The organism is Planococcus sp. TJ-307 (assembly GCF_058268435.1).
The window spans coordinates 79504-104160 of the sequence record NZ_JBZDOJ010000002.1; the positions used below are offsets into that span (position 1 = coordinate 79504).

Here is a 24657-nt window from a genome sequence, read left to right on the forward strand (position 1 = left end):
TCACCCTATTGACAAACAAAGTATGTCGTTTTATAATTAAATTAGACATATTTAGTATGTCTAAGAGAGAAAAGGTGGGAAATTAATGATTGGTTTAGAATATATAGTCAAAGAGTTTCATACGAGTTACAGGGAGGTTGCTCAAAAGCTTGGTATCTCTACTCCGACTATACAAGATTGGTTGAAGGGGAGAAAAGGGATTCCTGCAAAACGACTTGACCAATTATCACAGATTTTTAATTTGTCAGAAGCATATTTTCAAAAAGAACTTACCTTTGTGGAGAAGAGTGAAATAAGGATAAGTTACTTAAAAAGTATTTCAGAGGAAGCTGAGAATCTTGTAACAGAGGAGGGAGGTGAGCAAGTCATCTACTACGGTGCATCGTCCTATGAGGATGAGATAGCATTTCTGGAGAGTCTTTTGGAAACTAAGAAAAAGCAACAGAAACTAAAGAAGGAAATTGATGACCTTATCAAACAGGAAGCATTGATAAGTCCTTCCGATAAGGGTATTAGTTCTCCATTACATACAGCTTTCACCGATACTGAGGCAATTTATCAAACTACTGAAATTTTAAAAAACGAACAAGTAGCAGATTACTTCAAAGTATTGGTGTACTTAATGAATCAAAATCCTGAACTTGGTGGTAAGCCAGAAACAAAAGTAATACAGAAGTACAAAAAATTCGCAAAAGGTTTCATGAAGCTATGGAGGGAACAACAGTAAGTAAAAAGTAGCGTGGCGTACGAGTAGCCAAACGAAGTTTGGTTGCTCGAGACGTTAATTAGAGCTTTAGCTCGTTTTAACGGCTTTCTTTTGAACTTGCACTTAGAAAAAAAGAGATATCCAAAAGTGCCACTTTTACTACTTTCTCTTTAAGAGGAAGGTCCTGTAACCGTTGGTACTAAAGGGTTTTAAATTAGATTTTGCACTTTTTTTAACATATTTATGCATGTGGCATTTATGATTTGAAAGTAGAATGAAAGAGGAAGGTAACGGACAATGACAACAGTAACAGTAGTGGATTCAATAATGGGAAGTGGCAAGACAACATGGGCAAAAGAGTACATGCAACGTTATCAATACAATAAAAGATTTATATATGTCTCACCCTATTTAGACGAAATAAAAAACAATATATTGAAAGATTGTCCTTTTCTGATTGAACCTGATGCAAAGGAGGGCAAAGGAAGCAAGTTGACACATTTCAAAGAATTAATTGTGAGCGGCAAAAGTATCGTTACAACACACGCTTTGTTTAGGATGTTTGATGGTGAAGTATTAGAACTATTAAGAGATGCTGGATATACGTTAATACTGGATGAGGTAGCAAATGTAATTGAGCAGGTGAAGGAAATCACAAAGGAAGACATTCGAACTTTGAAAGATGCAAATTTAATTAATGTAGAAAACAGAAAGGTGAATTGGATTGATGGCGGGTACAAAGGAGTTTACGAAAGTACCTACGTCAACATTAAATACCAGGCGCAACAAGGAAATATCTTCTTGCACAATGAAACGATAATGTTTTGGACGTATCCAGTAAAGGTTTTTGATTTATTTGAGGAAAGTTATATTTTAACGTACCTTTTCGATGGACAAATGCAGAGGTATTATTACGATATGTTTAAAATCAAAACAATCTACAAAAGTGTAGAAAAAATTGGTCCTAGCCATGCTTTGGTCACATACAATCCTGAATTAGAAGGTAGGGAACGGTATAGCGATTTGATTCGGATTTACGAAGGTGCATTCAATACAAACTATACAGAGGATGGAAAAGTAAGAGGAAACGAGCTTTCTTCAGCATGGTTAAGGACAGCAAATATTGAGGTTATGGAGAGGCTAAAAAAAAATCTATATTCGTATTTCAAAAGCAAGGGTAAATCTGATGATAACCTTTGGACCGCTAAATTGTCTGTACGACATAAACTAAGTGGTAAGGGATACACGAAAGGGTTTATTCCTTGGACCACTAGAGCGACCAATGATTATCAAGATACTCATAATCTTGCATTCGCGTATAACCTATATATGAATCCTTTTGAAAAAGCTTTCTTTGAAGAAGCAGGTGTAAAGGTAAATGAAGATATGTTAGCTTTAAGTCATCTTTTACAATGGATGTGGAGAAGTGGTATTAGAAAAGATGTGCCAGAACCAATCAACATATATATACCAAGTATAAGAATGAGAACCTTGTTGAAGCAGTGGTTAAATAACGAGGAAATAAAGTTTTTATATAAAGCAAAAGGATACTGACATCGCAATTAAATTGGTATAATACATTGAAATTTCGAGTAGCCTTATAAAACATAAAAACACAAAAGTAAGAGTAGTTATAGTGTTACTCGAAACTTCAAACATAAATTGGTTTAAAAAATTGTCTAAGTTGATTAATACATTTTAAAAGAGTTGAAAATCAAATGTTGTTAGCAAGCACTAATTACAAATGGGGTGAATTATTTGGCGAAACAAAAAAACAAATTTTATTTTGGAAGAAACATTCATGATGATGAAGTTAGAAATCAATACTTAGAGGAAAATCGAGAACACCTATTAGACGTGTTAGCCGACATTGCTCGGCAAAGGCAACTTAAACAAAGTAATAACTATAATTATCCAGAAGAACTTATAGAAGAAGCTGTTCAGGTAAAGGGCTTTGTATGGAAACGAAATAGAAATTCCTTCGATAGAAATGAATTTATTAGAATTATAAGAGTCTTGAAGGCAGCGAACGGCATAGACAAGGAAACTATAAACATTGCATCTGAGCGTCTATCTATCGACTATATGTATTCACTGGTTAAAAGGTATTTTTTAATTAACAAAGAAAATGAAGACATTAAAAAAAAGATATTAAATATAGGTTGGAGTATCGAGAAGACTGACTACATTTTAAAAAATGAGGAGATAGAGCCAGAGATGGATATCCCTTATATACCTTCTCTTAAGTTTCCAATATCTCCACAGAAAAATATTAGTTATAGTGATTCCTTAAGAAACAATATTATTTACGAATTTCTATTTAATAATAAAACGATAGGGTGGATAGAGTTAAACTTAGTCCCCAGAGATATGCAAAACTTCCCTAAATATAAAGAAGAAAACAGAAGAAGGCAGGATGTTAGCGTTATAATTTTAAAAAGCGTTGGTTTGACATCCTCACACAAAGGTTTCTTTAAAGGTTTAGGTGTATCGGACGCTATTGAAATATTGAAAATAAGAGAAGATTTTGAAAGCCTTGTGGAAATTCTTAAAATGATTTGGTTTGAAAATAATCAAAAGAAAGATTTGGGAAATGAAAAATTATTGATAGAATTAAGCAGTAAAAAACAAAACTTCACAGATAAAAGTGAAATAAAAGTAGAATTAGATAACAATGAAACAGAGTTTCAAGAAGAGTTGCAAGAATTACCGAACCCAGTCTTAGGTTTAAATATTAATCACAAGCCGAAAAAAAAGAGCCTAAAGTATAAGTCAACTATTAATAGCTCACCAAACAGAGATGGCTTTACCTCAAAGAGAGCTTTGGCAGCTGCTTCTTATTTATGTGAAATTGATAAAGAACATGAATACTTCAAATCGAAAGCTAGCCAAGAAAATTATGTGGAAGCACATCACCTCATTCCTATACAAGCCACAGATGATTTTGATTTGAGTATTGATGTCGAAGCTAACATAGTTTCATTGTGTCCAAATTGCCATCGGAAGTTACATTATGCTGAGTTTTCAGAGGTAAAACCTTTACTAGAAAAATTATATGAAGAACGTAAAAACGATTTGGAAAAATGTCATATTACACTGTTGTTTAAAGAGCTGCTAGCTTACTACAAATAAAACTGAGATAAAATTGCAGTTTTAACCATAAAAGGTGTTGTAAGCACACACTCTTGTTAAATAAATACACCGTGAAAACATCAGAATAATCGATTAAAACCCTCTCAATTGAGAGGGTTTTTACGTGCGTAACTAAAGTAGCATAGTTTTCGTTCAATAAATCTGTCCAGTAACTTTCATTATAAAAATTTTAATATCTCTGTCTTAAAGGTCTCGTTTTAATCATATAGTTGGTTCTTAGTAGTTTATGAAGTGGATTCTCTGGTTCACTTAGAATAGCATCTCTGACAATATATTCATCGATAAGTGGCATGTCAAATTTTTTACGTTCATCATTTATGATTTTTGTGGTTTCTTTTAAACTGCCCGTGAAAGCATAATACTTGATGGCTTTATCGAAAAGCCTCTTATCAGGATGTCTATGTGCAAGCTCAACAAAGCTTTGTAGTGCTTCAATCTCCTTTATCGCAGCTGCTACAGTAGGTAAACGTTTCATATGCCACTTCCTTTTTTAAATAGTCTTGTTAATATAAATCATAATTCAGAATGATTTGATTTCAATAATAGGTTATTGCTAATGAATCAAAAATTTGATTCGAAATGAAGAGGAATGAATTACCATTTAAGTTACAATGTGGATTCGTAGTCTTTCATTTTCTTATAGAACGTGGCTTTTTTCATATCTATAGCTTTCATAAATGCTACCGCTGTAATTTCTCCTGCTTTCCAATTTTTGTAAAGCTTATCCCATTCTTTAGGTAACTTCTGAATTGGTCTACCTAAATGCTTTCCCTTAGCTTTAGCCACTGCTATACCTTCTTTTTGGCGCTGTAGAGTAATTACCCTTTCCTGTTCAGCCATAGAACTCAGAACCTCGACAATAATATTATTTATCATATCGAGAATCCATTCTTGACCTTCCGATACTTCCTGCATGGTTGTAGGCAAATCAATTATTTTTACTCTAATTCCTTTAACCTTAAACTTTTCTAAGTATTCTTTAATGAGTTCTTTATTACGTCCTAGGCGGTCAATGGATTTGATATAAAGAGTATCGCCTTTTCGCATAGCTTTAATCATGTTCTGAAACTCTACTCTATCCATATCCCTGCCACTTGCCTTATCACTGTAAATGTATTCTTCACTAGTGACATAAGGTTTTAACGCCTCTAACTGCCTATCTAAATTCTGTTCTTTGGATGATACTCGCATATATGCAAAATTGATTCCTGTCATTGTCATAACCTCTAATTCTATCAGTATTTGTTTTCTTCCTTCATTTCTCTAAAAGCGTCAACCTCATTATCGTGTATCCATGCCCATTGTGTAGAAAGTTCTTTTTCGTCTTGGTCTTCAATATCAATAACGCAAAATTTGAGCGTAGGTACTTCTTTATGTGACCACTCAGAAAGTGTTACTTCTCCAATTTGTTCAACTGTTTCATATAAATAATCAAAGAATAAATACATTGGTTTAACGGTTTTCATTGTTGTAAACCTCATTTCGCATAGTGGGATTAACTTGATAAACTAAACATACACCAATAGTCTATAAAGGTCAATTGTTATTTAGACGTCTGCAAAGGTGCTTATATTGTTTTTATTAGACTATTAAGGGTTCTATTAATGAAAGTCCATAATGGTGTACCTTATTAGACTAATTAAGCAGCTTACCAGGCAGATTCAGCCTCTAGCTAGCAGCACTAACTAATAATAAACTTGAAAACGTGAAATAGTAGCACCCTAGCATACTTCAGACTGCCTATCATAGAAGATAGAATAAGGGTAGGTGAAAGAAGTAAGGCTTATAAACAGCAATAGAACTATGCTCAGCCACAGTAACAGCCTAAGATAAATATTGTAGGAGCAGAACAGGGTAAGGAATAGAATATAAAAAGAATGTTAAGAAGGAAAATGAATTGAAGAATGGCCTCAGCAAATACTACTAGGTTATGGATAGAATAGAGACTGGGAACAGATTAATAGATGTTCAATTGCAGGCGTAAGGGGTACCCCAGGGGAGGAGATTATACAGTTGGTCCGATGTATAAAAAATATACGTGATATTTTCCAAAATTTTTAATGAGGGAAAGTGACAGGAAATATCAGATAGGTATTAAAATTTGAATTTAGACCAAAAAGCTAGAATATCCTATGTTACAATTTACATAATTCTAAATGTCATCTATTATAAAATAGAAACGTATATTCGGTTTTCATCATGTAAGTGGAGAGGTTGTTAATTGTATGACAAATAAAATATTTTCATTTTTTTCAGGAAGCGGTTTTTTAGATTTAGGTTTTGAACTTGGCGGATTTGATATCGTTTATGTAAATGAAATTCATAAACCTTTTATGGAGTCATATAAATATTCTAGGAAGTCTTTAAACTTACCTGAACCTAAGTACGGGTATCACGAGGGTGATATCACTGAACTTCTTAATCCAGATAATTTAGAGGGTTTAAATCAAGCAGTAATAGAAGAAAAAAATAACAATAATATTGTCGGATTTATTGGTGGACCTCCTTGTCCTGATTTTTCAGTTGGTGGTAAAAATCGTGGAGGAGAAGGCGAAAATGGTAAATTGACATCTACTTATGTTGATTTGATATGCAAAGAAAAGCCGTCTTTCTTTTTGTTTGAGAATGTTAAAGGATTATGGAGAACTAAGAAACATCGTGCTTTCTATGACGAAATGAAAGAGAAATTACAAGAGAATGGATATGTAACAACAGAACGGTTGATAAACTCATTAGAGTACGGTGTCCCACAACAAAGAGAGAGAATTATTTTAATAGGTTTTCAAAAAGAACTTTTGAAAAATATTGGATATGAACTTGCGGAAGGTGCTACTAATATTCCGTATGAACTTTTTCCGTGGGAGAAAAACATAAAATATACTATGGAAGAAATCAAAAAAATCCCATTTCCTATTACTGGAGATTTTACAGAGGATTTAATTACAGAGTGTCCTCAACAAATCCCGCTAGAATTGACCGTAGAACATTGGTTCAAGAAAAATGACGTTTTGAATCACCCCAACTCTCATCAATACTTCCAGCCACGTGCAGGGCTTGTGAAATTCCAGGTTATTGAAGAAGGGGATGATTCGAAAAAATCCTATAAACGTTTACACAGATGGAGATTTTCTCCTACCGCTGCATACGGTAACAATGAAGTTCATTTACATCCTTATAAGGCACGTAGAATATCAGTTTCAGAAGCACTTGCAATTCAATCGTTACCAAAAGAATTTGAACTCCCACAAGATATTACTTTATCAAATGCTTTTAAAACAGTAGGTAATGGCGTGCCTTATCTAGCTTCTGCAGGACTAGCAAAATCTATATTAGAATTCTTGGAGGGTAAGAATGAATCAGTTGACAGTGAGAAATATAATAACAGCTATAGCGCAGTTGCCGAAGAGACAAGCGTTTAACTATATTAACCCGAGAACTAAAGGGGTAATTGAAGTAGTTAATGTAACTTTCCCTGAAGGCCCGATTATGATTAAACGTTATAATTCTGCAGCTGGAGAAACTTCAATAGATGCGATAGAAACTTCTATTTCAACTCAAATGATTCAAAGGATTGCAAACGCCTTTGTTCCTAATCAACCAATTAACTTTGATACTGTTCTAGGTGGAAGTTATAATACTAGGTCTGTATTAGAATCGCTGATGGCACATACTCCACAATTTTACTTTTGCTATCCTGGAAGAGTCGATAATAGAAACATGGATTCGGCCAAGGTGAGCAGGGGACATAAATACCTTATGTGGGTCCCTGAGAGACCGCATAGATTAGGAACTATCGAAGAAATAGAAACGGATATTGTGATTTCCGAAATCCCTAATAGTCAAGTTTATTATGATTCTATCGATATTCCCGAAGTCAATGGGGAATCTGAAATGGATATTGATATTAAACGAAGACACTCTCAAATACAAGTCGCCTTAATAATGATTGGACAACAATTAGGGTTCAGAACTTGGGTAGCACAAAATGATAGAGGAATAATTTACAATAACCAAAGAGTTGCAGAATTACCAAGTGTAGTTGATTCTTTGCAACATGAAGGCATGATTTATCCCCACAGTGGTGCCGTTAATTCGGCACTGTTAATTGATTGCATTTGGTTCAAAAATGGAAAGCTTATGCCAGCAGTTATGGAAGTTGAACACAGTACAGGAGTTACAAGTGGATTAACTAGAATGAAGAATTTTTATGACCTTATCCCTCCTTATCAGCAAACACGATATGTAATAGTTGCCCCTGATGAAGAAAAAGCAAAAGTTCTAAGAGAAGCAAATAAACCACAGTTTAGAGATTTGAACACTAAGTTTTTCCCGTATTCAGCAGTAGAAGAGCTTTATTCGTTATGTCAGCGAAGAAAGATACGTGGTATCACAGAAGAGTTTCTTGATAGTTTTATGGAACCGACAATAGATATAGATACCCCTTCTTTATATCAGTAGTTTTCTTATAAAAAGGTCTTTGAACCAAGTTCGTAAGAATGTAACGCATCTTAGTGGATAAAAACTTGATATTATTAACTCAACTCGTACTTAATTTAAAAGAAGCGGAATTTTTGTACAGAGCAGCCAGGGAACAGGAAGTCCAACAGCTAGCTCTTATCCATTATGCAATCATTAAAGCGTAATGGAGTGAGGTGAAGGATATGGACAAATGTACATGTGGTCAACCATATAGAACAAGTTCAACTGGCTATTTCCCTGACAAAGATGTATTCACAGTTGAATGCCCAAACTGTGGGGGGAATTGCAGGTCAAAGCACATGCCCTCGATATTGAATGGAAATTTGACCAGAACTAGAAGAAAGAGCAGGAATAATCCTGCTCTTTTTCTTTTGGAATAGATTGACATGTGGTGGGTCATAAGTCACAATTATAAGGTAATTAAAATACTGAATAATCAAGTAGATGAGAGTGGGAATGTTTGGTAAGTTGAAAGGAAATGTTGCCAATGTAAGCGATATGGAGAAGGCAATGTAAGGTATATATTTGGGACGGCGAGGAAGCTTAGAAACATTTAGTTGAAGGAGAAACAATTTGGAGTGTATTACGGGCCGCTATAGGGCTTTGCCTGTATCACTAGTCATAGAGTTTTTTGTGGCTGCCAATTTAAATGGAAGAAAAAGAATTTTGTTCATGCCTTTCAAACATATTATTGAAGTGTCGTGTGACTACGCTTTAGTTCTGTAAACAGAAGTTTCTATAACAACCAATCATAAAACTTGTAATTTAAATATAGGGAATGGGTTAGCTGGTGGATTTGCAAAAGATATTGTGGCAGACCATCCTATTGCTTGATTTTCAATAATTCCAGTTTTAATGGTGGGGGATACTTATGACCTAACTATTGGCCTTTCCAATCCTATATTATAGGAGCTGTTGCGCTCCTGCGAAAAATTCTGTTATTAGATTGAAGGAATGTATATTGAATCAAAATAAGGAGTGAGATTACATGAAGTATAATTTTATTATTGGACATCAATATAGTAGGAAAAATGTGAAAGAAATTATCAAACACCCAGAACCAGATAGTACAGCGGGTATATGGGGGACAGGTTATCCTTCGTTTAAAAACAGTTATTTTCTATTTGCCAATCTAGGTACAGCAGGCCGTACAGGTCATGATTATCCAAATGTATTAATAGGAAATAGTTTGTATTGGTTTAGTAGTAAGGCTTCTATCCACACGCCAACCTTAAAACTTATGATGAACAATAAAACAGAAGTGTATATTTTCACTAGAGAAAATAGTGATGAAGTGAAATTTAAATTTCAAGGGTTAGGTTATGTAAGAGATTTTGAGGATACCATACCTGCTCATGTGGTATGGGGGTTCACTGAAAATTTATCGAATATACCTCAGACATTTAAAAGTGCAAGTCGCAAGAAATTTATTGAAGGTTCTAGAATAGCAATTACAACAAATCGTTATGAGAGAAATCAAGAAGCTAGACAAGAGTGTCTGAATCATTATGGCTATACATGTTTAGTATGCGAAACAAACTTAGAGCAAACGTATGGCGAGATTGGAAGAGCGTATATCCATGTGCATCACGTTATCGAGATAAGTACAATCGGTGAAGCGTATGAAGTTGACCCAATTAAAGATTTAAAGCCAGTTTGTCCAAATTGTCATGCAATGTTACATACAGCTAAACCAGCCCTTACTATTGAAAAGTTAAAAGAAATTATGGAGTCTCAAAAGTGATATTGTAAAGTTTAGTCTAATTTTAAGATAAGAGAAGGTAAAACGAAGAAAGAAAGAAAAACGGTTCATCTCAACCTAATAACGGCAGACATAGCTGATTATACTGAAGGTTTGAATGGTAAATAAGGACGCTATTTGCCTAATCACGAAAGGGAGACAGTCATATATCGGCTACACAAGCTTATCGTATTCTTGTTAGGGCAGTTGATATGTTAGGGCTTAATGATATTGGCACTCATACTATGTGTTAAACATTCGGCTATCACTATTACAAGTGTACACATGACATCTTAACTTAAAAATTCCGTTTGTTTTAGATGACGAATAATAATTAATCTTTCTGAAGATCTTGTGCCAGCATGTTCTAATTGCCATAAAATGATATATAGAAAAAAGAGAGAAGTTTTAAGCGTTGAATAATTAAAGCGATTTACTAAGACGATTGCTAAAAAAACGTTCATGAAAAGCGAAGGAGCAAGCATATGTCTCATTATTCTATTGAACAAAGTGCAGAAATGATAGCACACCATAAAACTAGTGAATATTTTAAAGAAGTAATGCAATCTTATGTAAATGGAAGTTATCGTTCAGCTGTAGTAATGCTTTATTCAGTGGTTGTTTCAGATTTAGTGTATAAACTAAAAGAATTAGAAGATTTATACGAAGATCCGATAGCGAAAGATATCTTAGGAAAAGTAAAGAAAAAACAAGAAGCGAAACCAGAAAGCGGAGAGTGGGAAAAATTTTTAATTGGTGAAATAGAGAAAAGAACATTCTTGCTAGAACCAATTGATAAACTTAATCTAGACTATCTCAGATTGCAAAGACATTTATCTGCACACCCTGTACTTACTAAAGATGATTTGTTAAGTTATCCGAACAAAGAAACGGTTCGAGCTTTAATGCGAAATATGTTAGAAGGTATTCTCACGAAAGGTGCAGTAATGACTACTAAAGTCTTTACTGTTCTATTAGGAGATTTAGCTGAACATGAGGATTCTTTTGTAGATGATAAATCTTTAGAAAAGTATTTAGAATCGAGATATTTTAAAAATGTAAATAATCATCTTATTAAAGAGATTTTTAGAAGATTATGGGATATAACCTTCAGATGCCAGAGTGAAGATTGCGAAAAATCTAGACTTATTAATTACAAAACTTTAAAAATTATTTATAGAAAATATCATACCGTTCTAGAGGGATATATAAAAACAAATGATTCATATTTCAGTAGGTTTGAACTTGGTGATACGTTATCATCAGAAATGTTATTTGCAATGTTAGGTCATTTCCCTAAAATATATTTATTACTACCAGAGCATACTCAGGCTTTACTTGAAGATAAGTCTAATGCCAAGTGGACTCTTAGAGTAAAAGCTCCTTTTTTAAAAGAGAATGTACATGAACATTTAAAGTCTATTGTTGAAGATTTATATAGTGAGGATTATAGTGATTACACAATATCTCAAGCTGAAGAATCGCTTTTATTTAAATGGGCTGAAGAAGACGGCTGTATAGGTTTATATCATGATTTACTAATTAAATACTATATTCACAGCAAATCTTATGACATTGCTACATCGAACTTTCAGAATTATATTGAACCTAATTTAGGGAACTTCACTCTAGAACAATTTGGTATTCTTTATGAGGGTATAAATGGTAATAGACAATGTCGTGAACATCGCATGGCTGCTAACCATAATTCTACAATTAAAATTCATTCAGATAAGTTATTTGAGGAAGGTTTTGAATACGAAGAAAGTTTTCCTAATGTGAGATTTTAAAGCGCAATAATAGGTGGGGGTAGTTTCCACCAAATTTTACTTTAGGAGTAAGTAAGTGTGACTATGCAGTGCAACTCCTGCACTCCGAGTTTAAATTTGTCATCTAACAAATTATTACTTGGTATTAGGAGATATATTTATTTATTGCTTAATATAGTTAATTTATCCACTATCAATTACTAATGACTCGTGTGCTTGTTTGAAAGTAAACTCTTGACCTGCTACTATTGAGTTATAGAAATAGCGTAAATAATTGTACTCTAATTTTTGAAGAAGAAACAATAGTAGTTGCTTGTAAGTAGTATCAGCGTCCGCTTAGTCAACGAAGTCGACCACATTAACCGCGTACTGTATGACATTACGAGCAAGCCGCCTGCAACGATTGAGTGGGAATAGGAATTAGTATAGAGTGAGAGAATCTATGAATTTAGTGGATTCTCTTTTAATTTTGAAATCAATTGATATATACTGATAGTTAGAAGGTCTTTGAACCAAGTTCGTTAATATGTAATACTCCCTGTTAAGTGAAGCAGTCAAATAAATAAGTACGAAAAAACCTAAAACCTTTGTGACTGTAAGTCTCATTGAATGGTGCACGAAACCCTAATGAATAAGCTACACGCTTAGCATCTCAATTAGTTGATTTTCTGGATGCGGGTTCGAAGCCCGCTGTCTCCATACTTAGAGTGGCTAAAAAACAATCATATTAACGGTTTTAGAGTTTAGCGATATTGAACGGGGGTTGAACTCTTGTTGAGTGTCCTTTTTTCAAACCTGCTTTAATTTATACTTATAAAATTGTATAATTAAATATAGATTAGATTAGGGGATTTTAATTATGGATTTTCTTCTTGGGTGTGCTGTTGTTTTTTTGATATCAACGATTGTAGCGTTAGTTGTACTTACATATTTTAAAGGAAGTAAAGCTTATTTGTATGTGAGAAGTAGTATTCCATTGATAATTCTAATAGCAATTGCAGCTTATGGATATGTATCAATTTCAGATTTATATGAGTATACTTCGAGACCAGATGCTAAATTGATGTATATAATTAATCATCCTGATACATATATTACTATTGCTACCTTTGTGACTTTACTGGGCTTTTATCAGCTTTTGTTGGATAGAGTTGAACAATATAAAGAATTTGAAAAGCTAAAAGAAGAAGAAGCATCGGTGCCGTTAAGTAATTTTCAAGTTATTACATATGCAGAACATTTGAGATTAGTAGAGAAAGCTGAAAAAAAACTACGCAAGAAATTAAAAGAGAAGTAGATATAATTCTCTAGTTCAAAACCTCCAAATTCACTATTGAAAATGGGGTTTTTTATTTTGTCTAAATAAGATTAGAAAGTATGAAATATTTGCTATAAGTGGCGATGTATTAGCATTACGTTCAATGAATTGTAAGAAAGTTCGCAACGCAATTATAATTGAAAAAGCATTAGAAACAGTGTTTAAGCAAGCGGAAATAGGTGGGAATCGTGAACGTACAATACAAAGCTATGTTTACATCTTCAAATAGTTTGTAGAAGTAAATAAATATAGAAGGAAGCTATTTTTCGGAAGCAAAACATTTACTCGTCGGAAGTAGATTGTAATGGCTGAAGGTAGAGTAGGATATTAAGAGGGCTCCATACCTAAACTGACAATTATAGTGGTTTAAGTCATGCTATAAAATTGTATAATGTAAGAATGAGTTATCTTATCCAAAAGTAGGTACTTCTTATATAAAGAAGAATAGGAGTGGTTTTATGCAAATTTTAAATATGGTTCTCCCTGTAATTACTTTAGTTCTCGGCTCCTTTTTAGCTTATTTATTTCAAAAGAAGAACTTAGAAAGAAGTAAAGAATGGGACAAGGAGAAGAGTGCTGAGCAATTTATACAAGAGCAAAAAAAAATGGATAAGCAATTTAATTTTGAATTAGAAAAAATAGAGAGGCATTTTGCTAAGGAGCAACTATTAAATAAAATGGAAATTTACAATAGAATTTTAAGGGCAATTGAAGAGAACGAGGTAGTGGTTTGGCCCAGTCATCAAGGTGAAGAACTTGAGTTTGAAGTTCTTGTTTATACAGAAAAAATTAAACCATTATTGTATGAATCATTTCATTTGTTAAACATTGAAATTGCTAAAAAGGTTATTATTATGGATAATATGATAGGAAAGTGGAATTATAATGAAGAAGCTGACGAAGGTGATGCCGAGATTATGGCTAAAAGTATAGAAAAAATTAAAAGCGTCATAATGGATGAGCTAGAGGAATTCAGGCAAACGTATATAAAAAAAATTTCCTTAGATTGAAAGGGTGTTAAAAGCCACCCTTTCAATTATAAGTAACATGACAATTTTTTATAATTAATTCCTAACTTGATTCAAAGCATTTACAAATATAGGGTCTAACTGTGGGTGACTGAACCTTTTATTGGAGCAAAAACTCTTTTGTGACTTTTCTTCAACAAGTGTATAAAAAATCATTGTTAATAGAGATGAAGTATCTGTATTAAAATTGGTGCATTTGACTAATGAGTAATGCTGAAAGTTATATATTTTTAAAGGTAAGATGTTGATACATATATGGGTGCTAATCTTTATTGAGTTTTATTCTTAAAGATTGAAAGGATAAAGCTATAATCTTATTAAATACAAAGAAAGTAGACAAAAATAATAGAGAATGGTATATTTTTCGTAACAGAAAAAGTGGCTTGAAAATGGCTAGAAACCTTGCTATATCAATGTTTGGTTGATTTTTTACAAAAACCGTCTCAGAAAAAAATCAATCAAATGATGTCTCAGATGAATAAAGCGTCGACTAAACCTGGCAAACCAGCTAAAAAATAAAAAGTACTCTGCGGAGTGCTTTTTTTATTTTGTCTTGGAACAGCTATTAAATCGTCTCAGAACGGGTATGTTGCCTGTAAGATCCTGGTTTTATTGCTTTATAGAAAGTAAGAAACAGAGGAGGCGTTCTAAATGGCGGATCATGAAGAGTTGAAGTTTTACTTGCCGGTTATCGAAGAAGATGAAAAAGAAAAAGGCAAATTCCATCTGGAAAGCACGAGTTTAACGAAAGCATTTCCCGTATCGCTGGACAAAATTCAGGAACTGGTAAAAGACATGACGGACTACAACTTGGATACCATTGAATTGCATGTCACGGGCATTGTGAAAAGCGGACCGATTACCGAGTTGTTTATTGGAGCAGAAGGACAGGCGGGTATGAAGCTCGTACTGAATAAGAAAAAAGCGCCTTCAAAGGAGTAGCGGATTTACTTTTGAAATACGAATATTAAATAAGCAAAATAAAGGTTAGGTCGATTTTCACGAAGCATGCACATGCTCGACTTAAAATAATCATAGAAATTCCATCTTCTTTTATCCTTCAACAATCGCAAGGTATTTCTTTAATTTGCCATCAATTTCGACGACTAATACATCAGTTCTTTCTTTGGTCGAAAAAATCTTGATTCCAATCGGAAGTTTATTTGAAAACTCATTTTCAAAATTTGCATCCTTTTCGTTTTTCATTTTTATTTCGCCAAGTTGACTGTTTTTGGTTACTGTTAAATTATCAACCCATTCAATATTGGTTTTGTAAATTATTTCATCAAATTGAAAAATATCTGCATTTGGTTCTAACATTAGTACTTCTTCTGCACCAATACTTTTATTTGTATATACTGTGGTTGTATCTGATGTTGGTAGCGTATTGTTCGTACAACCTATATTGAGAAATGATGAAACTAAAATGAGAACAGAGAAAGATAATCGATTAATTTTCATTAAGCCACCTCCATATTATCAACACGGTAATTAGACGTATGTTTTATAGAAACGTTGTATCATATCATTAATTTGTTGAGAAAATATAAAGTAAAAAAAGCACTCCGAGGAGTGCTTTTTACTTGATATGCGCCGGTATCGTTGCAGCCGGTAACCGGTGTATTTCTTGCTGCTTGGGTGTCAGCAATCCGTAGTTCATTAAAAATTCTGCGACGGTTTCTTCGTATTCTTCCGGGTTTTTATTAAATGACTGTGCGTGTGCACCTTCAGCAAACAGCTTGAATTCTTTGGGTCCTTGCTTCAGTGCATAAAGCTCTTCGCTCATTTTGGGCAGAACAAATTCATCATTGGCACTGTGGATAAACAGTACGGGTTTTTCAATGTTTTTGACGATTTCCCTTGGCGATACGGTGGAGATGGAATAGCCATCCCGCAACTTCATGAACAAACTGGCCAGCCGTAAAGCCAATGTTGTGCGCAGCGGAGTGGTCGTTTTCATCACGTGCAGCACTTGTTCGTAAATATCGGAGTAGGCACAATCGGAAATATAAAAATCTGCGGTATCTTCCACGCCTGCATAAAGAAGCGTTGTCGCAGCACCCATCGATTCGCCGTGGATGCCGAAAAATAAGTCCTTTCCGATATGCATTTTTAAAGCTTGGACAACAGCCTTTAAATCAATTTTTTCAAAATGCCCAAAGCTGGTCGTTTTTCCGCCGGAGTCGCCATGGCGCCGGTGGTCGTAGACGACCGAATTAAACCCAAGCCGCTCGAACATCCGTGCAAATTTGAACGAATTGACTTTGGTTTCAGTTACGCCGTGGCAGATGATGACATAGCGATTTGTGTCATGCGGCTCCAGGAAAATAGCTTTGATCGGGTAGCCGTTTTCCGATTCGATCCACTGCTCGGTTTTGGGGACATTGGCGTACCAAACTTCGTCATACCGTTTGGCACTGGTTTCTCGTTCGAGGATGAGCTGTTCGTCTTTTTTCTTTACATACATCAGCCGGTTGCTGGCGATAAAACCCGCAATGGTGGTCGCGGCCGTTAAAATGCTGGAAACAATAGCGGAGGTCCAGAGTAGTTTTTTCTTCATGCTGTATTCTCCTTATGCTTGGTTTTTGTACAGCGTATACATGCCGGTAGCAATCGGATTTGTCACATGCGGCTCAATTTTATCAATAGCCTGGCATAAAAGGTCCAAATCGATGCCAGTCTGGACATCCATCCGGTGAAGCATGTTGACGACATCTTCTGTTGCGACATTGCCGGTCGCACCAGGCGCAAACGGACAACCGCCAAGACCTCCTGCAGAAGCATCAAAACGGGTAACACCCGCTTGCAAAGCTGCGGTGATATTGGCAAGTGCCATTCTGCGGGTATCGTGGAAATGCGCAGTCATCAGCACTTCCGGAAAAGCTTCGATCAGCTGAGAAAATAATTCATAGCTTTCTTTCGGATTCGCCATGCCAATGGTATCCGCAACGCTCAACTCATCGACACCCCAATCGACAAACTGGCGGCAAAGTGCGATGGTGGCTTCCGGTGAGACAGCCCCTTCAAACGGACAGTAAAATGCTGTTGAAATGCAGGCGCGCACAAAAACACCTTGATCCTTCAAGTTGAGGATCAGCGGCTTTAAAGCTGCCATGCTTTCTTCTGTGGTTTTATTGATATTTTTTTTATTAAAGCTATTGGAAACGCCTACAAATACGGCAAGTGACTGGGCATCCGCTTCACGTGCTGCAGCAATGCCGCGTTCATTCGGTGTCAGCACAAATTGGCGCCCGAGTTTTTCTGTCTTTGCGACGATTTCCTTGGCATCGGCCATTTGCGGCACCCATTTTGGCGATACAAAGGACGTTAACTCCATTTCTTGAATGCCGGCTTTTTGCAAAGCGGCTATAAAGTCAAGTTTGTTTTCGGTTTTGACAAGTTTCCCCTCATTTTGCAGGCCATCGCGTGGACCCACCTCGATAATCGTTGCATTTTTTGGTAAACTGAACATAGTATCCCCCCTGCTTTCCATTGTATAGAGGGAAGGGATAAAAGAGCAACTGGCAAACAATCAACCAAGGGGGAAAAGTTCATGTCACAGGAAATCGTTATTGTAAGCGCTGTCCGTACAGCGGTAGGTTCATTCCAAGGAGCACTTAAGGATGTGCCGGCTACAAAACTAGGGGCGATCGTTATTAAAGAAGCCATTGAACGCGCAGGCGTTCAACCCGACCAGGTCTCTGAAGTCATTATGGGGAATGTACTTCAGGCAGGTCTTGGCCAAAACCCGGCGCGGCAGGCGTCCATCCATGCGGGGCTGCCGGAAACCGTACCGGCTATGACCATCAATAAAGTATGCGGCTCTGGATTAAAGTCAATTCAGTTGGCATACCAGGCGATTTATTCTGGAGATGCAGAAATTGTCGTGGCAGGCGGAATGGAAAACATGAGCCGTGCGCCTTACTTAATGGAAAATGCACGCAGCGGTTTCCGCATGGGAGACCAAAAAGTGGTCGACAGCATGCTGGTTGACGGATTAACTTGTGCTTTCAACAATTACCATATGGGTGTGACAGCGGAGAATTTATGCGACCGTTACGATATCACACGAGAAGAACAGGACAAGTTTGCCGCTCGTTCACAGGCTCGTGCTACTGCGGCACTGGAATCCGGCAGATTTGATGACGAAATCGTGCCTGTGGAAATTCCGCAGCGCAAAGGTGATCCAGTCGTCTTTAAGACAGACGAGTACGTCAAAAGCGATTCAAACGAAGCGCGCCTTGGGAAGCTGCGTCCAGCTTTCAAAAAAGACGGCAGTGTAACCGCAGGAAACGCATCGGGCATCAATGACGGCGCAGCAGCAGTTGTGGTCATGTCAAAAGCAAAAGCGGATGAACTGGGCTTAACACCGCTTGCGACAGTCGTAGCGAACGGCAATGCTGGGGTTGATCCGGCTGTAATGGGCATCGGACCTGTGCAGGCAGTGAAAAATGCTTTGAAAAAAGCTGACATGTCACTCGGGGACATCGAGTTGATCGAAGCAAATGAAGCGTTTGCGGCGCAATCCATTGCGGTCGACCGTGAACTGAAATTCAACCACGACATTTTGAATGTCAACGGAGGCGCCATTGCCATTGGCCATCCAATCGGAGCAAGTGGAACGCGTATTTTTGTTACTTTGCTGCATGAAATGATCAAACGCGATGCCAAAACCGGCTTGGCGACGCTGTGCATCGGCGGCGGGCAAGGCATTGCAACTGTTATTAAACGTTCGTAAGGAGAGAAGATCTATGGCCAAAAGAAAAGAAGAGTCCAATAGTGTTTTGTCTGAAGACGTATTGGCAAAACTGAAACAAACAAAAAAAGACCTGCTGAAAGAAGAACAAAAGCAGGCAGAAGAAAAAGAAGCGCAGCGCTTGTTTGAACGCAAAGAGCGTGAAAAAAACTTGTCGTTCGCGGAATTGCTTGAGCGCCACGGAGATAAAGGGAATAAATTTTAGTCGAATCGATTAACGTGCAATAAAATAGCCAGTCCCTGTTTTTTCAGGGGCTGGCTATTTCTGCTTTATCGAATTTTTAGGTTAAAAAATGTTGCTATTTCTTGATACAGTTCTTCTACCGGTTTTGAACTGTCGAGTTTCAAAACGGGGCTTTGGGATACTTCCAGTTCATGCATGTGGGACACATATGTACCAACTAAGGTTTTATCTGTTGCCAAGTGATAAGTTTTACACCATTCGATAAACTCATTGGTCGGCTTGCCGGAAGTGTCTTGCCACATGGTGCTGGTATTCCCGCGTTCAGTTTCTCGTTCGAGCAGGCGTTTCATTCGCATATTTTCCTCAAGTTCCAGAAAAACAAAAAGTTCCCGGTTGCTGAACCCTTCTTTGCACCACGAAAAAACCGAACCTGACACGGCGTAGCGGTCTGTGGATTGCATATCTTTTTTATAAAGTTCCATCCGTTTTTCTACTGGGTGATTTTCAGTGAAAGAGCTGTCTTTCCAAAGATAGCGATCTGTGTCAATCCATAGACATTCAGCTTTTTCGCTAATGTATTTCGCTAACGTACTTTTGCCTGTGCCGGAAGCACCAATGATTTGGACTTTCATTTTTATCCTCCTAGATTAAGTAAATATAAAAAGAAACTGCGTTTTATTTTTTTATAGCAGTAGACGAGAATCTTGATTTTAGCACAAGCGACAGCGCGAAAATAACAAATGCCAGGCAGGCTGAAAAGACGAGTGCTGTCTGTTCTCCGAAATGCTCGATGATATAAGTATAAACGATGGGTGAAATGGCAGACAACAGGAAACCGGGCACCAGCAGTTTGCCGACAAGCGTTCCATAAGTTGCATGATCAAACAGCACGAGCGGCAAAGTCCCGCGGCTAATCGTCATAAGGCCATTGCCTGCGCCGAATAGAAAAGCAAATAACAGGGCAGCCGTGAGAAACTGGCCGCTGAAAAGACCGATGCCAAAACCAAGCGGCAAAAGCACGGAAGCAAGAATGGTTAAAGAAGTCGGATGCAGGCGAGCACCGAATAGGACTTCACAGACCCGTGCCAAAGATTGTCCGATTCCTCTAAACGTGGAAATCCAAACCGAAAGCGCGGCAGTTAGCCCAAGCCCTGTGAGAAGTGTAATCATGTGAGTAGACAGTGCAGAATTCAAAAAGTTTAACAAAGTAAAGATCAAGGCATACAAACTTCTTGCGATCCACTGCTCTCTCGCTGTCGTTTCGGAAGGGGGGAAGAAATCCATCCTTTTAGAGTCAGTTGCCATTTTATGATCGCTAAGGCGGTTGGAGGGAATTGATAGATGAAGAGGGATGGTCAACAAGGCGAAAAGCGCATAGATCAATAAAGCTATCCGCCAGCCGAACATTTCGGTTAAATAGAAGCCGACTGGCCAAAAAATGGTTGAAGCAAGTCCGCCTAAAAGCGTAATTTGCGAGATAGGGCGCTTTGCATGAATGCCTCCTATTCGTGCCAATGCCGCAAATGCTGCATCGTACAGGCATAAGCGCATGGCAAATCCCAACAGGATCCAAGACAAATAATACACTTCAATCGAATACGCCAAGGCAATGCCCCCGCAGCCAAGAGCCAGCAACACCGACCCACAAGTCATCACTCGTTTCCCTCCAAACCGGTCAATCAATTGGCCGGTCAGCGGAGATGTTATGCCCATGACAATCAGTGCAGCTGAAAAGCCCCCATAAACTATAGGTTCGCTCCAGTTAAGATCTTCGGCAATCCGTGTGCCAAAAGCAGCAATCAAGTAATAGGAAATTCCCCAACAGATGAGTTGGGAGAGGCCAAGTGAAATGACGGTGCGGCGGGTAATCATGCATACACCTCCTTGCAAAATGTGGGGAATCAATGATGGGTAGGAATAATTTCATTATAGTGTTTTATGGGATTTGGTGTTCAATTAAAATAAGATGATCCTCGCGGCCTCGTATTTTTCTTTGAATTACTTGATAGCTTAATCCATAAAGCCTCAAACTAAGTTGTTGAATATGATAAACACTTTTGAAAGACTTGAATCAATTTTATTGGAGGAATAATGAATAATTGAAGAAGTAGACTTCTTGTACGATACCAAGATGCATATTTTTTCAGAATGAAAAATAAAAAAAGCCTAAATAAAAGTCAGAACTTTTGTGTCCGCCTGTATAGAAAGTTAGAATAAACATTGGTTAGATGTTATTGATTATTCCAAAGAGATGAGGCGAAATAGATTGGCTACAGAAAAAATGACGGCACTGGGTTTTTACAAACCCAACGCAACGACAGAAGCACCTAATTTCGAACGAGTGGAAATCGAACGCCCTAAAGCCACAGGCAGAAACATACTGGTTGAGGTAAAGGCTGTATCCGTTAATCCAACTGATTTAAAAACGCGCGACGGCAAGAAGGAAGACGATGCGTCGTTGACGATTGTTGGCCGCGACGCCGCTGGAGTAGTTGTAGAAGTGGGTGAAGAGTGCAGTTTCTTCCAAGTAGGGGATGAAGTTTTCTATGCGGGAACGAGCAATATTCCAGGGAGTTTAAGTGATTTCCAATTGGTGGATGAGCGCATTGTTGGCAAAAAGCCGAAGAACATTGATTTTCCAGAAGCAGCAGCTTTGCCTTTAACGAGCATCACAGCTTGTGAAGCAATTTTTGACCGGTTGGGTGCTTCCCGCGAACCAGCTGACAACAAAGACAAAGTCATCTTAATTATCGGTGCGGCTGGTGGAGTAGGTTCAATTGCGACACAAATTGCAAAACTTGCCGGATTAACTGTAGTGGGCACAGCTTCACGTCCAGAATCCAAAGAATGGGCTGTGGACCATGGCGCCGATCACATCATCAATCACCACGAGGCATTTGGACCACAGCTGGAAGCTCTCGGATTTTCAGGAGTCCATTACATTTTCAGCTTAACGAATGTGGATGACCACATGGAAAATATGGCAAAAACCATCTTGCCGCAAGGGAAAATCTGTTCCATCCTTCCAGCTTTCAAACCGCTGCACTTGGAACTGTTTTCGAAATCGGTCACGTTCTCTTATGAACTGATGTATACTCGTTCTGTTTTCCAAACGGAAGACATGGTTTCACAGCACCACATCCTGACGCAAATTTCTGACTGGGTGGAAGAAGGAAAAATCCGCTCAACCATGACCAAGCACTTGTCGCCGCTGAATCCAGAGACATTGAAAGAAGCTTATGAAGACCTCTTGACTGCGCGCACAATTGGCAAGGTTGTCATTGAAGGACCGATCCAAAAATAAATTTATGCACGAATAGGCAGGCCGTACTCTTTGTTGAGTATGGCCTGCCTATTTTAGTGGTTCGGTTTTTAAGATAGAATCTTTTACGCCCGATGTTCCTGGTACATGTCCTGGCGCGTCAGTTTTTTTGCTTCGGCAATTTGTTCTGGTGATACTGGTGTGTTGTATGCATCAATGGTAGCTTTGATCTGCTCTGCAGAACTGGCACCTGCCACAACTGAACTGATGGTGTCGTGTTCGAGTACGCTATGCAAAGCGACTGCATGGAGATTGTCGTGAACCGCCAATAGTTTTTCCAGAACCGTTTTTAATTCAGAATCACTATAGTTTAAGTAGCCACCCATTTTAGCTGCACGCTCGATTCCTTCGCCAGTCAATAATCCTTTTGCCAAAGACCCGCGCGTCACCACAGATTTGCCGGCTTGGCCAATGCTCTCCAGCAGTTCTTCCGGGCGGCGGTCCAACAGGCTGTATTGCATCATGATCGAGGCAATGTTCCCATTTTCCAAAAATCGTTTAATCACATTCGGGCGAATCGAAGAAATGCCATAAGCACGAATCAAGCCCTCTTTTTTCAACTCCTCAAAAGCTTCGATGGTTTCCTCCGAATCATCGGTGATCATGCCGCCGTGCAATTGATACAAATCGATATAGTCGGTTTGCAGGCGCTTTAGGCTCGCATGGATCTGCTCTTTAATATACGCCTTGGTTGGATTCCATTTGACTTCATCTGATCCAGTACTCCACTCGTTGCCCACCTTAGTGGCTAATACAATATCGTTTCGGCGATGTTTTAAAGCCTGGCCAACCACTTCTTCGTTTTTTCCTTTGTTGTACAAATCAGCCGTATCGAAATAATTGATGCCCTGCGCAATTGCTTCGTCGACAATAATGCCCGCTTCTTTGGCATCTGTTGGCAAAGACATGCAGCCCAGAGAGATTTCACTGACTTTGATTTCGCTGTTGCCTAATAACTTCTTTTTCATTTCTCCACCTCATTTAGTCTGTCGTTCCTTATATGGTATACTTTTCCTTAGAGAAACCACAAATGAAAAGAGGATTCCAATGAAAAAATTTGAAGAAAAAACCATTCACTCCGATCGTTTATACGAAGGTAAAATCATCAACTTGAAAGTTGATGAAGTATCGCTGCCAAACGGCCATACATCCAAGCGAGAATTGATCGAACATCCGGGAGCGGTTGCTATTATAGCCATCACGCCTGAAAATAAAATCATCCTGGTGGAACAATACCGGAAAGCACTGGAACGGTCTCTGGTAGAAATTCCTGCTGGAAAACTTGAGCCCGGAGAAGCACCCGAATACACGGCTATGCGTGAGCTGGAAGAAGAAACTGGCTACACAGCAGAAAAACTGATTAAAATTCAAACTTTTGCGACCTCTCCGGGATTTGCCAATGAAGTTGTCCACCTGTTTGCTGCTGAAGGTTTAAGCAAAGCAACAAATGGTGCGGTGCTGGACGATGACGAATTTGTGGACTTGATGGAAGTAACCATTGAAGAGGCAGAACAGATGGTCATTGATGAGAAAATCTATGACGCCAAAACTGCGTTTGCAGTTTTATGGGCAAAGCAACGTTTTTCAATTGAGAATTGAAACGATTCTCTCTTTATAACAATTATAATTAAAGGGCAGATAGTATTGTTGTAATTGAGAACTCCCTTTTGATATAATAAAGGCAGTTTGAGGGAGGGCGTCGCATGGAAACCAGGATTGATCGGATCAAAAAGCAATTACACGCTGCGAGTTACAAATTGACGCCACAGCGTGAAGCGACAGTTCGAGTTTTGTTAGACCATGAAGAAGACCACCTAAGTGCAGAAGACGTCTATCTTTTGGTAAAAGATATTGCACCGGAAATCGGATTGGCGACTGTGTACCGTACACTAGAGCTTTTAACAGAATTAAAAATTGTCGATAAAATAAATTTTGGTGATGGCGTGTCGCGCTATGATTTGCGTCAAGAAGGTGCCGCACATTTTCATCATCACCTTGTGTGCCTCGAATGCGGTGCAGTGGATGAAATACAGGAAGATCTTTTGGAAGATGTGGAAAATGTCGTAGAGAAACGCTGGAATTTCCAAATTAAAGACCACCGTCTTACTTTCCATGGCATCTGCTGGCGCTGCAACGACAGCAATTCTCAAAATCCATCAGAATAACGGATGCCAACAGGACGGCCCATATAGGCCGTCCTT

24 protein-coding genes and 1 pseudogene are annotated in these 24657 nt (G+C 37.8%); 16 read left to right on the forward strand and 9 right to left on the reverse strand.

Annotated elements, in window-relative coordinates; translation table 11 throughout:
• The first annotated feature begins 85 nt into the window (after positions 1 to 85).
• The 3 genes from AC4EHK_RS06570 (at position 86) to AC4EHK_RS06580 (ending at position 3838) form a co-directional block, all read left to right on the forward strand.
• Positions 86 to 727, forward strand: coding sequence for a helix-turn-helix domain-containing protein (locus AC4EHK_RS06570; RefSeq protein ID WP_490978002.1), 642 nt, complete (start codon positions 86 to 88; stop codon positions 725 to 727).
• A gap of 276 nt (positions 728 to 1003) precedes the next feature.
• On the forward strand, positions 1004 to 2260 hold the full coding sequence (locus AC4EHK_RS06575; RefSeq protein WP_490978003.1) for a DEAD/DEAH box helicase family protein: 1257 nt from the start codon (positions 1004 to 1006) through the stop codon (positions 2258 to 2260).
• 204 nt (positions 2261 to 2464) lie between these two features.
• Positions 2465 to 3838, forward strand: a complete 1374-nt coding sequence (locus AC4EHK_RS06580; protein WP_490978004.1) for an HNH endonuclease — start codon at positions 2465 to 2467, stop codon at positions 3836 to 3838.
• 190 nt (positions 3839 to 4028) lie between these two features.
• On the opposite strand, the gene AC4EHK_RS06585 is transcribed toward AC4EHK_RS06580, so the two are convergent.
• The 3 genes from AC4EHK_RS06585 to AC4EHK_RS06595 form a co-directional block, all read right to left on the reverse strand.
• Positions 4029 to 4334 carry a hypothetical protein gene (locus AC4EHK_RS06585; protein ID WP_490978005.1) on the reverse strand — a complete coding sequence of 102 codons (306 nt, stop codon included), beginning with the start codon at positions 4332 to 4334 and terminating at the stop codon, positions 4029 to 4031.
• 131 nt (positions 4335 to 4465) lie between these two features.
• Positions 4466 to 5074: a recombinase family protein gene (locus AC4EHK_RS06590; RefSeq protein ID WP_490978006.1), complete on the reverse strand. Its 609-nt coding sequence runs from the start codon at positions 5072 to 5074 to the stop codon at positions 4466 to 4468.
• 20 nt (positions 5075 to 5094) lie between these two features.
• The gene (locus AC4EHK_RS06595) at positions 5095 to 5325 is read right to left on the reverse strand and encodes a hypothetical protein (RefSeq protein WP_490978007.1); all 231 of its coding nucleotides are present in this window, start codon (positions 5323 to 5325) and stop codon (positions 5095 to 5097) included.
• 759 nt (positions 5326 to 6084) lie between these two features.
• Between AC4EHK_RS06595 and AC4EHK_RS06600 the strand changes: the two genes are divergently transcribed.
• From AC4EHK_RS06600 to AC4EHK_RS06635, 8 genes and pseudogenes are all read left to right on the forward strand, one after another.
• On the forward strand, positions 6085 to 7278 hold the full coding sequence (locus AC4EHK_RS06600; RefSeq protein WP_490978008.1) for a DNA cytosine methyltransferase: 1194 nt from the start codon (positions 6085 to 6087) through the stop codon (positions 7276 to 7278).
• Positions 7211 to 8317, forward strand: a complete 1107-nt coding sequence (locus tag AC4EHK_RS06605) for a type II restriction enzyme NmeDI-related protein (protein WP_490978009.1) — start codon at positions 7211 to 7213, stop codon at positions 8315 to 8317. Before AC4EHK_RS06600 ends, AC4EHK_RS06605 begins: the two co-directional genes overlap by 68 nt.
• Positions 8318 to 9326: 1009 nt before the next feature.
• The gene (locus AC4EHK_RS06610) at positions 9327 to 10082 is read left to right on the forward strand and encodes an HNH endonuclease (RefSeq protein ID WP_490978010.1); all 756 of its coding nucleotides are present in this window, start codon (positions 9327 to 9329) and stop codon (positions 10080 to 10082) included.
• 482 nt (positions 10083 to 10564) lie between these two features.
• On the forward strand, positions 10565 to 11869 hold the full coding sequence (locus AC4EHK_RS06615) for a hypothetical protein (protein WP_490978011.1): 1305 nt from the start codon (positions 10565 to 10567) through the stop codon (positions 11867 to 11869).
• Positions 11870 to 12160: 291 nt separating this feature from the next.
• Positions 12161 to 12265: pseudogene (locus AC4EHK_RS06620) on the forward strand (GMP synthase (glutamine-hydrolyzing)); the annotation flags it as partial.
• Between the two features lie 442 nt (positions 12266 to 12707).
• Positions 12708 to 13145: a hypothetical protein gene (locus AC4EHK_RS06625; RefSeq protein WP_490978012.1), complete on the forward strand. Its 438-nt coding sequence runs from the start codon at positions 12708 to 12710 to the stop codon at positions 13143 to 13145.
• A 479-nt stretch (positions 13146 to 13624) separates the two neighbouring features.
• Positions 13625 to 14176, forward strand: a complete 552-nt coding sequence (locus AC4EHK_RS06630; RefSeq protein ID WP_490978013.1) for a hypothetical protein — start codon at positions 13625 to 13627, stop codon at positions 14174 to 14176.
• Between the two features lie 669 nt (positions 14177 to 14845).
• Complete coding sequence (locus tag AC4EHK_RS06635; RefSeq protein ID WP_490978014.1) at positions 14846 to 15136, forward strand: hypothetical protein; 291 nt, start codon at positions 14846 to 14848, stop codon at positions 15134 to 15136.
• A 111-nt stretch (positions 15137 to 15247) separates the two neighbouring features.
• On the opposite strand, the gene AC4EHK_RS06640 is transcribed toward AC4EHK_RS06635, so the two are convergent.
• The 3 genes from AC4EHK_RS06640 to AC4EHK_RS06650 all read right to left on the reverse strand — a co-directional run bounded on the left by AC4EHK_RS06640 (position 15248) and on the right by AC4EHK_RS06650 (position 17666).
• Positions 15248 to 15655, reverse strand: coding sequence for a hypothetical protein (locus AC4EHK_RS06640; protein WP_490978015.1), 408 nt, complete (start codon positions 15653 to 15655; stop codon positions 15248 to 15250).
• A 118-nt stretch (positions 15656 to 15773) separates the two neighbouring features.
• Complete coding sequence (locus tag AC4EHK_RS06645; RefSeq protein WP_490978016.1) at positions 15774 to 16754, reverse strand: alpha/beta hydrolase; 981 nt, start codon at positions 16752 to 16754, stop codon at positions 15774 to 15776.
• Between the two features lie 12 nt (positions 16755 to 16766).
• Positions 16767 to 17666, reverse strand: a complete 900-nt coding sequence (locus AC4EHK_RS06650; protein ID WP_490978017.1) for a hydroxymethylglutaryl-CoA lyase — start codon at positions 17664 to 17666, stop codon at positions 16767 to 16769.
• A gap of 81 nt (positions 17667 to 17747) precedes the next feature.
• On the opposite strand from AC4EHK_RS06650, the gene AC4EHK_RS06655 reads away from it, so the two are divergent.
• Positions 17748 to 18932 carry an acetyl-CoA C-acetyltransferase gene (locus AC4EHK_RS06655; RefSeq protein ID WP_490978018.1) on the forward strand — a complete coding sequence of 395 codons (1185 nt, stop codon included), beginning with the start codon at positions 17748 to 17750 and terminating at the stop codon, positions 18930 to 18932.
• A gap of 13 nt (positions 18933 to 18945) precedes the next feature.
• Positions 18946 to 19155 carry a DUF3886 domain-containing protein gene (locus AC4EHK_RS06660; RefSeq protein ID WP_490978019.1) on the forward strand — a complete coding sequence of 70 codons (210 nt, stop codon included), beginning with the start codon at positions 18946 to 18948 and terminating at the stop codon, positions 19153 to 19155.
• A 65-nt stretch (positions 19156 to 19220) separates the two neighbouring features.
• Here AC4EHK_RS06660 and AC4EHK_RS06665 read toward each other — a convergent pair whose 3' ends face one another.
• Positions 19221 to 19766: an AAA family ATPase gene (locus tag AC4EHK_RS06665; RefSeq protein ID WP_490978020.1), complete on the reverse strand. Its 546-nt coding sequence runs from the start codon at positions 19764 to 19766 to the stop codon at positions 19221 to 19223.
• Positions 19767 to 19809: 43 nt separating this feature from the next.
• The gene (locus AC4EHK_RS06670) at positions 19810 to 21006 is read right to left on the reverse strand and encodes an MFS transporter (protein WP_490978021.1); all 1197 of its coding nucleotides are present in this window, start codon (positions 21004 to 21006) and stop codon (positions 19810 to 19812) included.
• A 394-nt stretch (positions 21007 to 21400) separates the two neighbouring features.
• Between AC4EHK_RS06670 and AC4EHK_RS06675 the strand changes: the two genes are divergently transcribed.
• Positions 21401 to 22438, forward strand: coding sequence for a zinc-binding alcohol dehydrogenase family protein (locus AC4EHK_RS06675; RefSeq protein ID WP_490978022.1), 1038 nt, complete (start codon positions 21401 to 21403; stop codon positions 22436 to 22438).
• 83 nt (positions 22439 to 22521) lie between these two features.
• On the opposite strand, the gene AC4EHK_RS06680 is transcribed toward AC4EHK_RS06675, so the two are convergent.
• Entirely contained in the window at positions 22522 to 23424 is a 903-nt protein-coding gene (locus tag AC4EHK_RS06680) for an aldo/keto reductase (RefSeq protein ID WP_490978023.1), read from the reverse strand.
• 79 nt (positions 23425 to 23503) lie between these two features.
• On the opposite strand from AC4EHK_RS06680, the gene AC4EHK_RS06685 reads away from it, so the two are divergent.
• Both AC4EHK_RS06685 and fur read left to right on the forward strand, forming a co-directional pair.
• Positions 23504 to 24055, forward strand: coding sequence for an NUDIX domain-containing protein (locus AC4EHK_RS06685; protein ID WP_490978024.1), 552 nt, complete (start codon positions 23504 to 23506; stop codon positions 24053 to 24055).
• A gap of 104 nt (positions 24056 to 24159) precedes the next feature.
• Positions 24160 to 24621 (forward strand): ferric iron uptake transcriptional regulator, encoded by a 462-nt coding sequence (gene fur, locus AC4EHK_RS06690; protein ID WP_490978025.1) that lies wholly within the window; start codon positions 24160 to 24162, stop codon positions 24619 to 24621.
• The last annotated feature ends 36 nt before the right edge of the window (positions 24622 to 24657 follow it).

Excerpts from the sequence above, each read along its gene's own strand:
- AC4EHK_RS06650 (WP_490978017.1), bottom strand. The coding sequence starts at position 17,666 with ATGTTCAGTTTACCAAAAAATGCAACGATTATCGAGGTGGGTCCACGC.
- AC4EHK_RS06600 (WP_490978008.1), top strand. The coding sequence starts at position 6,085 with ATGACAAATAAAATATTTTCATTTTTTTCAGGAAGCGGTTTTTTAGAT.
- AC4EHK_RS06665 (WP_490978020.1), bottom strand. The coding sequence starts at position 19,766 with ATGAAAGTCCAAATCATTGGTGCTTCCGGCACAGGCAAAAGTACGTTA.
- AC4EHK_RS06585 (WP_490978005.1), bottom strand. The coding sequence starts at position 4,334 with ATGAAACGTTTACCTACTGTAGCAGCTGCGATAAAGGAGATTGAAGCA.
- fur (WP_490978025.1), top strand. The coding sequence starts at position 24,160 with ATGGAAACCAGGATTGATCGGATCAAAAAGCAATTACACGCTGCGAGT.
- AC4EHK_RS06590 (WP_490978006.1), bottom strand. The coding sequence starts at position 5,074 with ATGACAGGAATCAATTTTGCATATATGCGAGTATCATCCAAAGAACAG.
- AC4EHK_RS06685 (WP_490978024.1), top strand. The coding sequence starts at position 23,504 with ATGAAAAAATTTGAAGAAAAAACCATTCACTCCGATCGTTTATACGAA.
- AC4EHK_RS06605 (WP_490978009.1), top strand. The coding sequence starts at position 7,211 with ATGAATCAGTTGACAGTGAGAAATATAATAACAGCTATAGCGCAGTTG.
- AC4EHK_RS06660 (WP_490978019.1), top strand. The coding sequence starts at position 18,946 with ATGGCCAAAAGAAAAGAAGAGTCCAATAGTGTTTTGTCTGAAGACGTA.
- AC4EHK_RS06625 (WP_490978012.1), top strand. The coding sequence starts at position 12,708 with ATGGATTTTCTTCTTGGGTGTGCTGTTGTTTTTTTGATATCAACGATT.
- AC4EHK_RS06615 (WP_490978011.1), top strand. The coding sequence starts at position 10,565 with ATGTCTCATTATTCTATTGAACAAAGTGCAGAAATGATAGCACACCAT.
- AC4EHK_RS06640 (WP_490978015.1), bottom strand. The coding sequence starts at position 15,655 with ATGAAAATTAATCGATTATCTTTCTCTGTTCTCATTTTAGTTTCATCA.
- AC4EHK_RS06575 (WP_490978003.1), top strand. The coding sequence starts at position 1,004 with ATGACAACAGTAACAGTAGTGGATTCAATAATGGGAAGTGGCAAGACA.
- AC4EHK_RS06635 (WP_490978014.1), top strand. The coding sequence starts at position 14,846 with ATGGCGGATCATGAAGAGTTGAAGTTTTACTTGCCGGTTATCGAAGAA.
- AC4EHK_RS06610 (WP_490978010.1), top strand. The coding sequence starts at position 9,327 with ATGAAGTATAATTTTATTATTGGACATCAATATAGTAGGAAAAATGTG.
- AC4EHK_RS06595 (WP_490978007.1), bottom strand. The coding sequence starts at position 5,325 with ATGAAAACCGTTAAACCAATGTATTTATTCTTTGATTATTTATATGAA.
- AC4EHK_RS06655 (WP_490978018.1), top strand. The coding sequence starts at position 17,748 with ATGTCACAGGAAATCGTTATTGTAAGCGCTGTCCGTACAGCGGTAGGT.
- AC4EHK_RS06570 (WP_490978002.1), top strand. The coding sequence starts at position 86 with ATGATTGGTTTAGAATATATAGTCAAAGAGTTTCATACGAGTTACAGG.
- AC4EHK_RS06670 (WP_490978021.1), bottom strand. The coding sequence starts at position 21,006 with ATGATTACCCGCCGCACCGTCATTTCACTTGGCCTCTCCCAACTCATC.
- AC4EHK_RS06680 (WP_490978023.1), bottom strand. The coding sequence starts at position 23,424 with ATGAAAAAGAAGTTATTAGGCAACAGCGAAATCAAAGTCAGTGAAATC.
- AC4EHK_RS06630 (WP_490978013.1), top strand. The coding sequence starts at position 13,625 with ATGCAAATTTTAAATATGGTTCTCCCTGTAATTACTTTAGTTCTCGGC.
- AC4EHK_RS06645 (WP_490978016.1), bottom strand. The coding sequence starts at position 16,754 with ATGAAGAAAAAACTACTCTGGACCTCCGCTATTGTTTCCAGCATTTTA.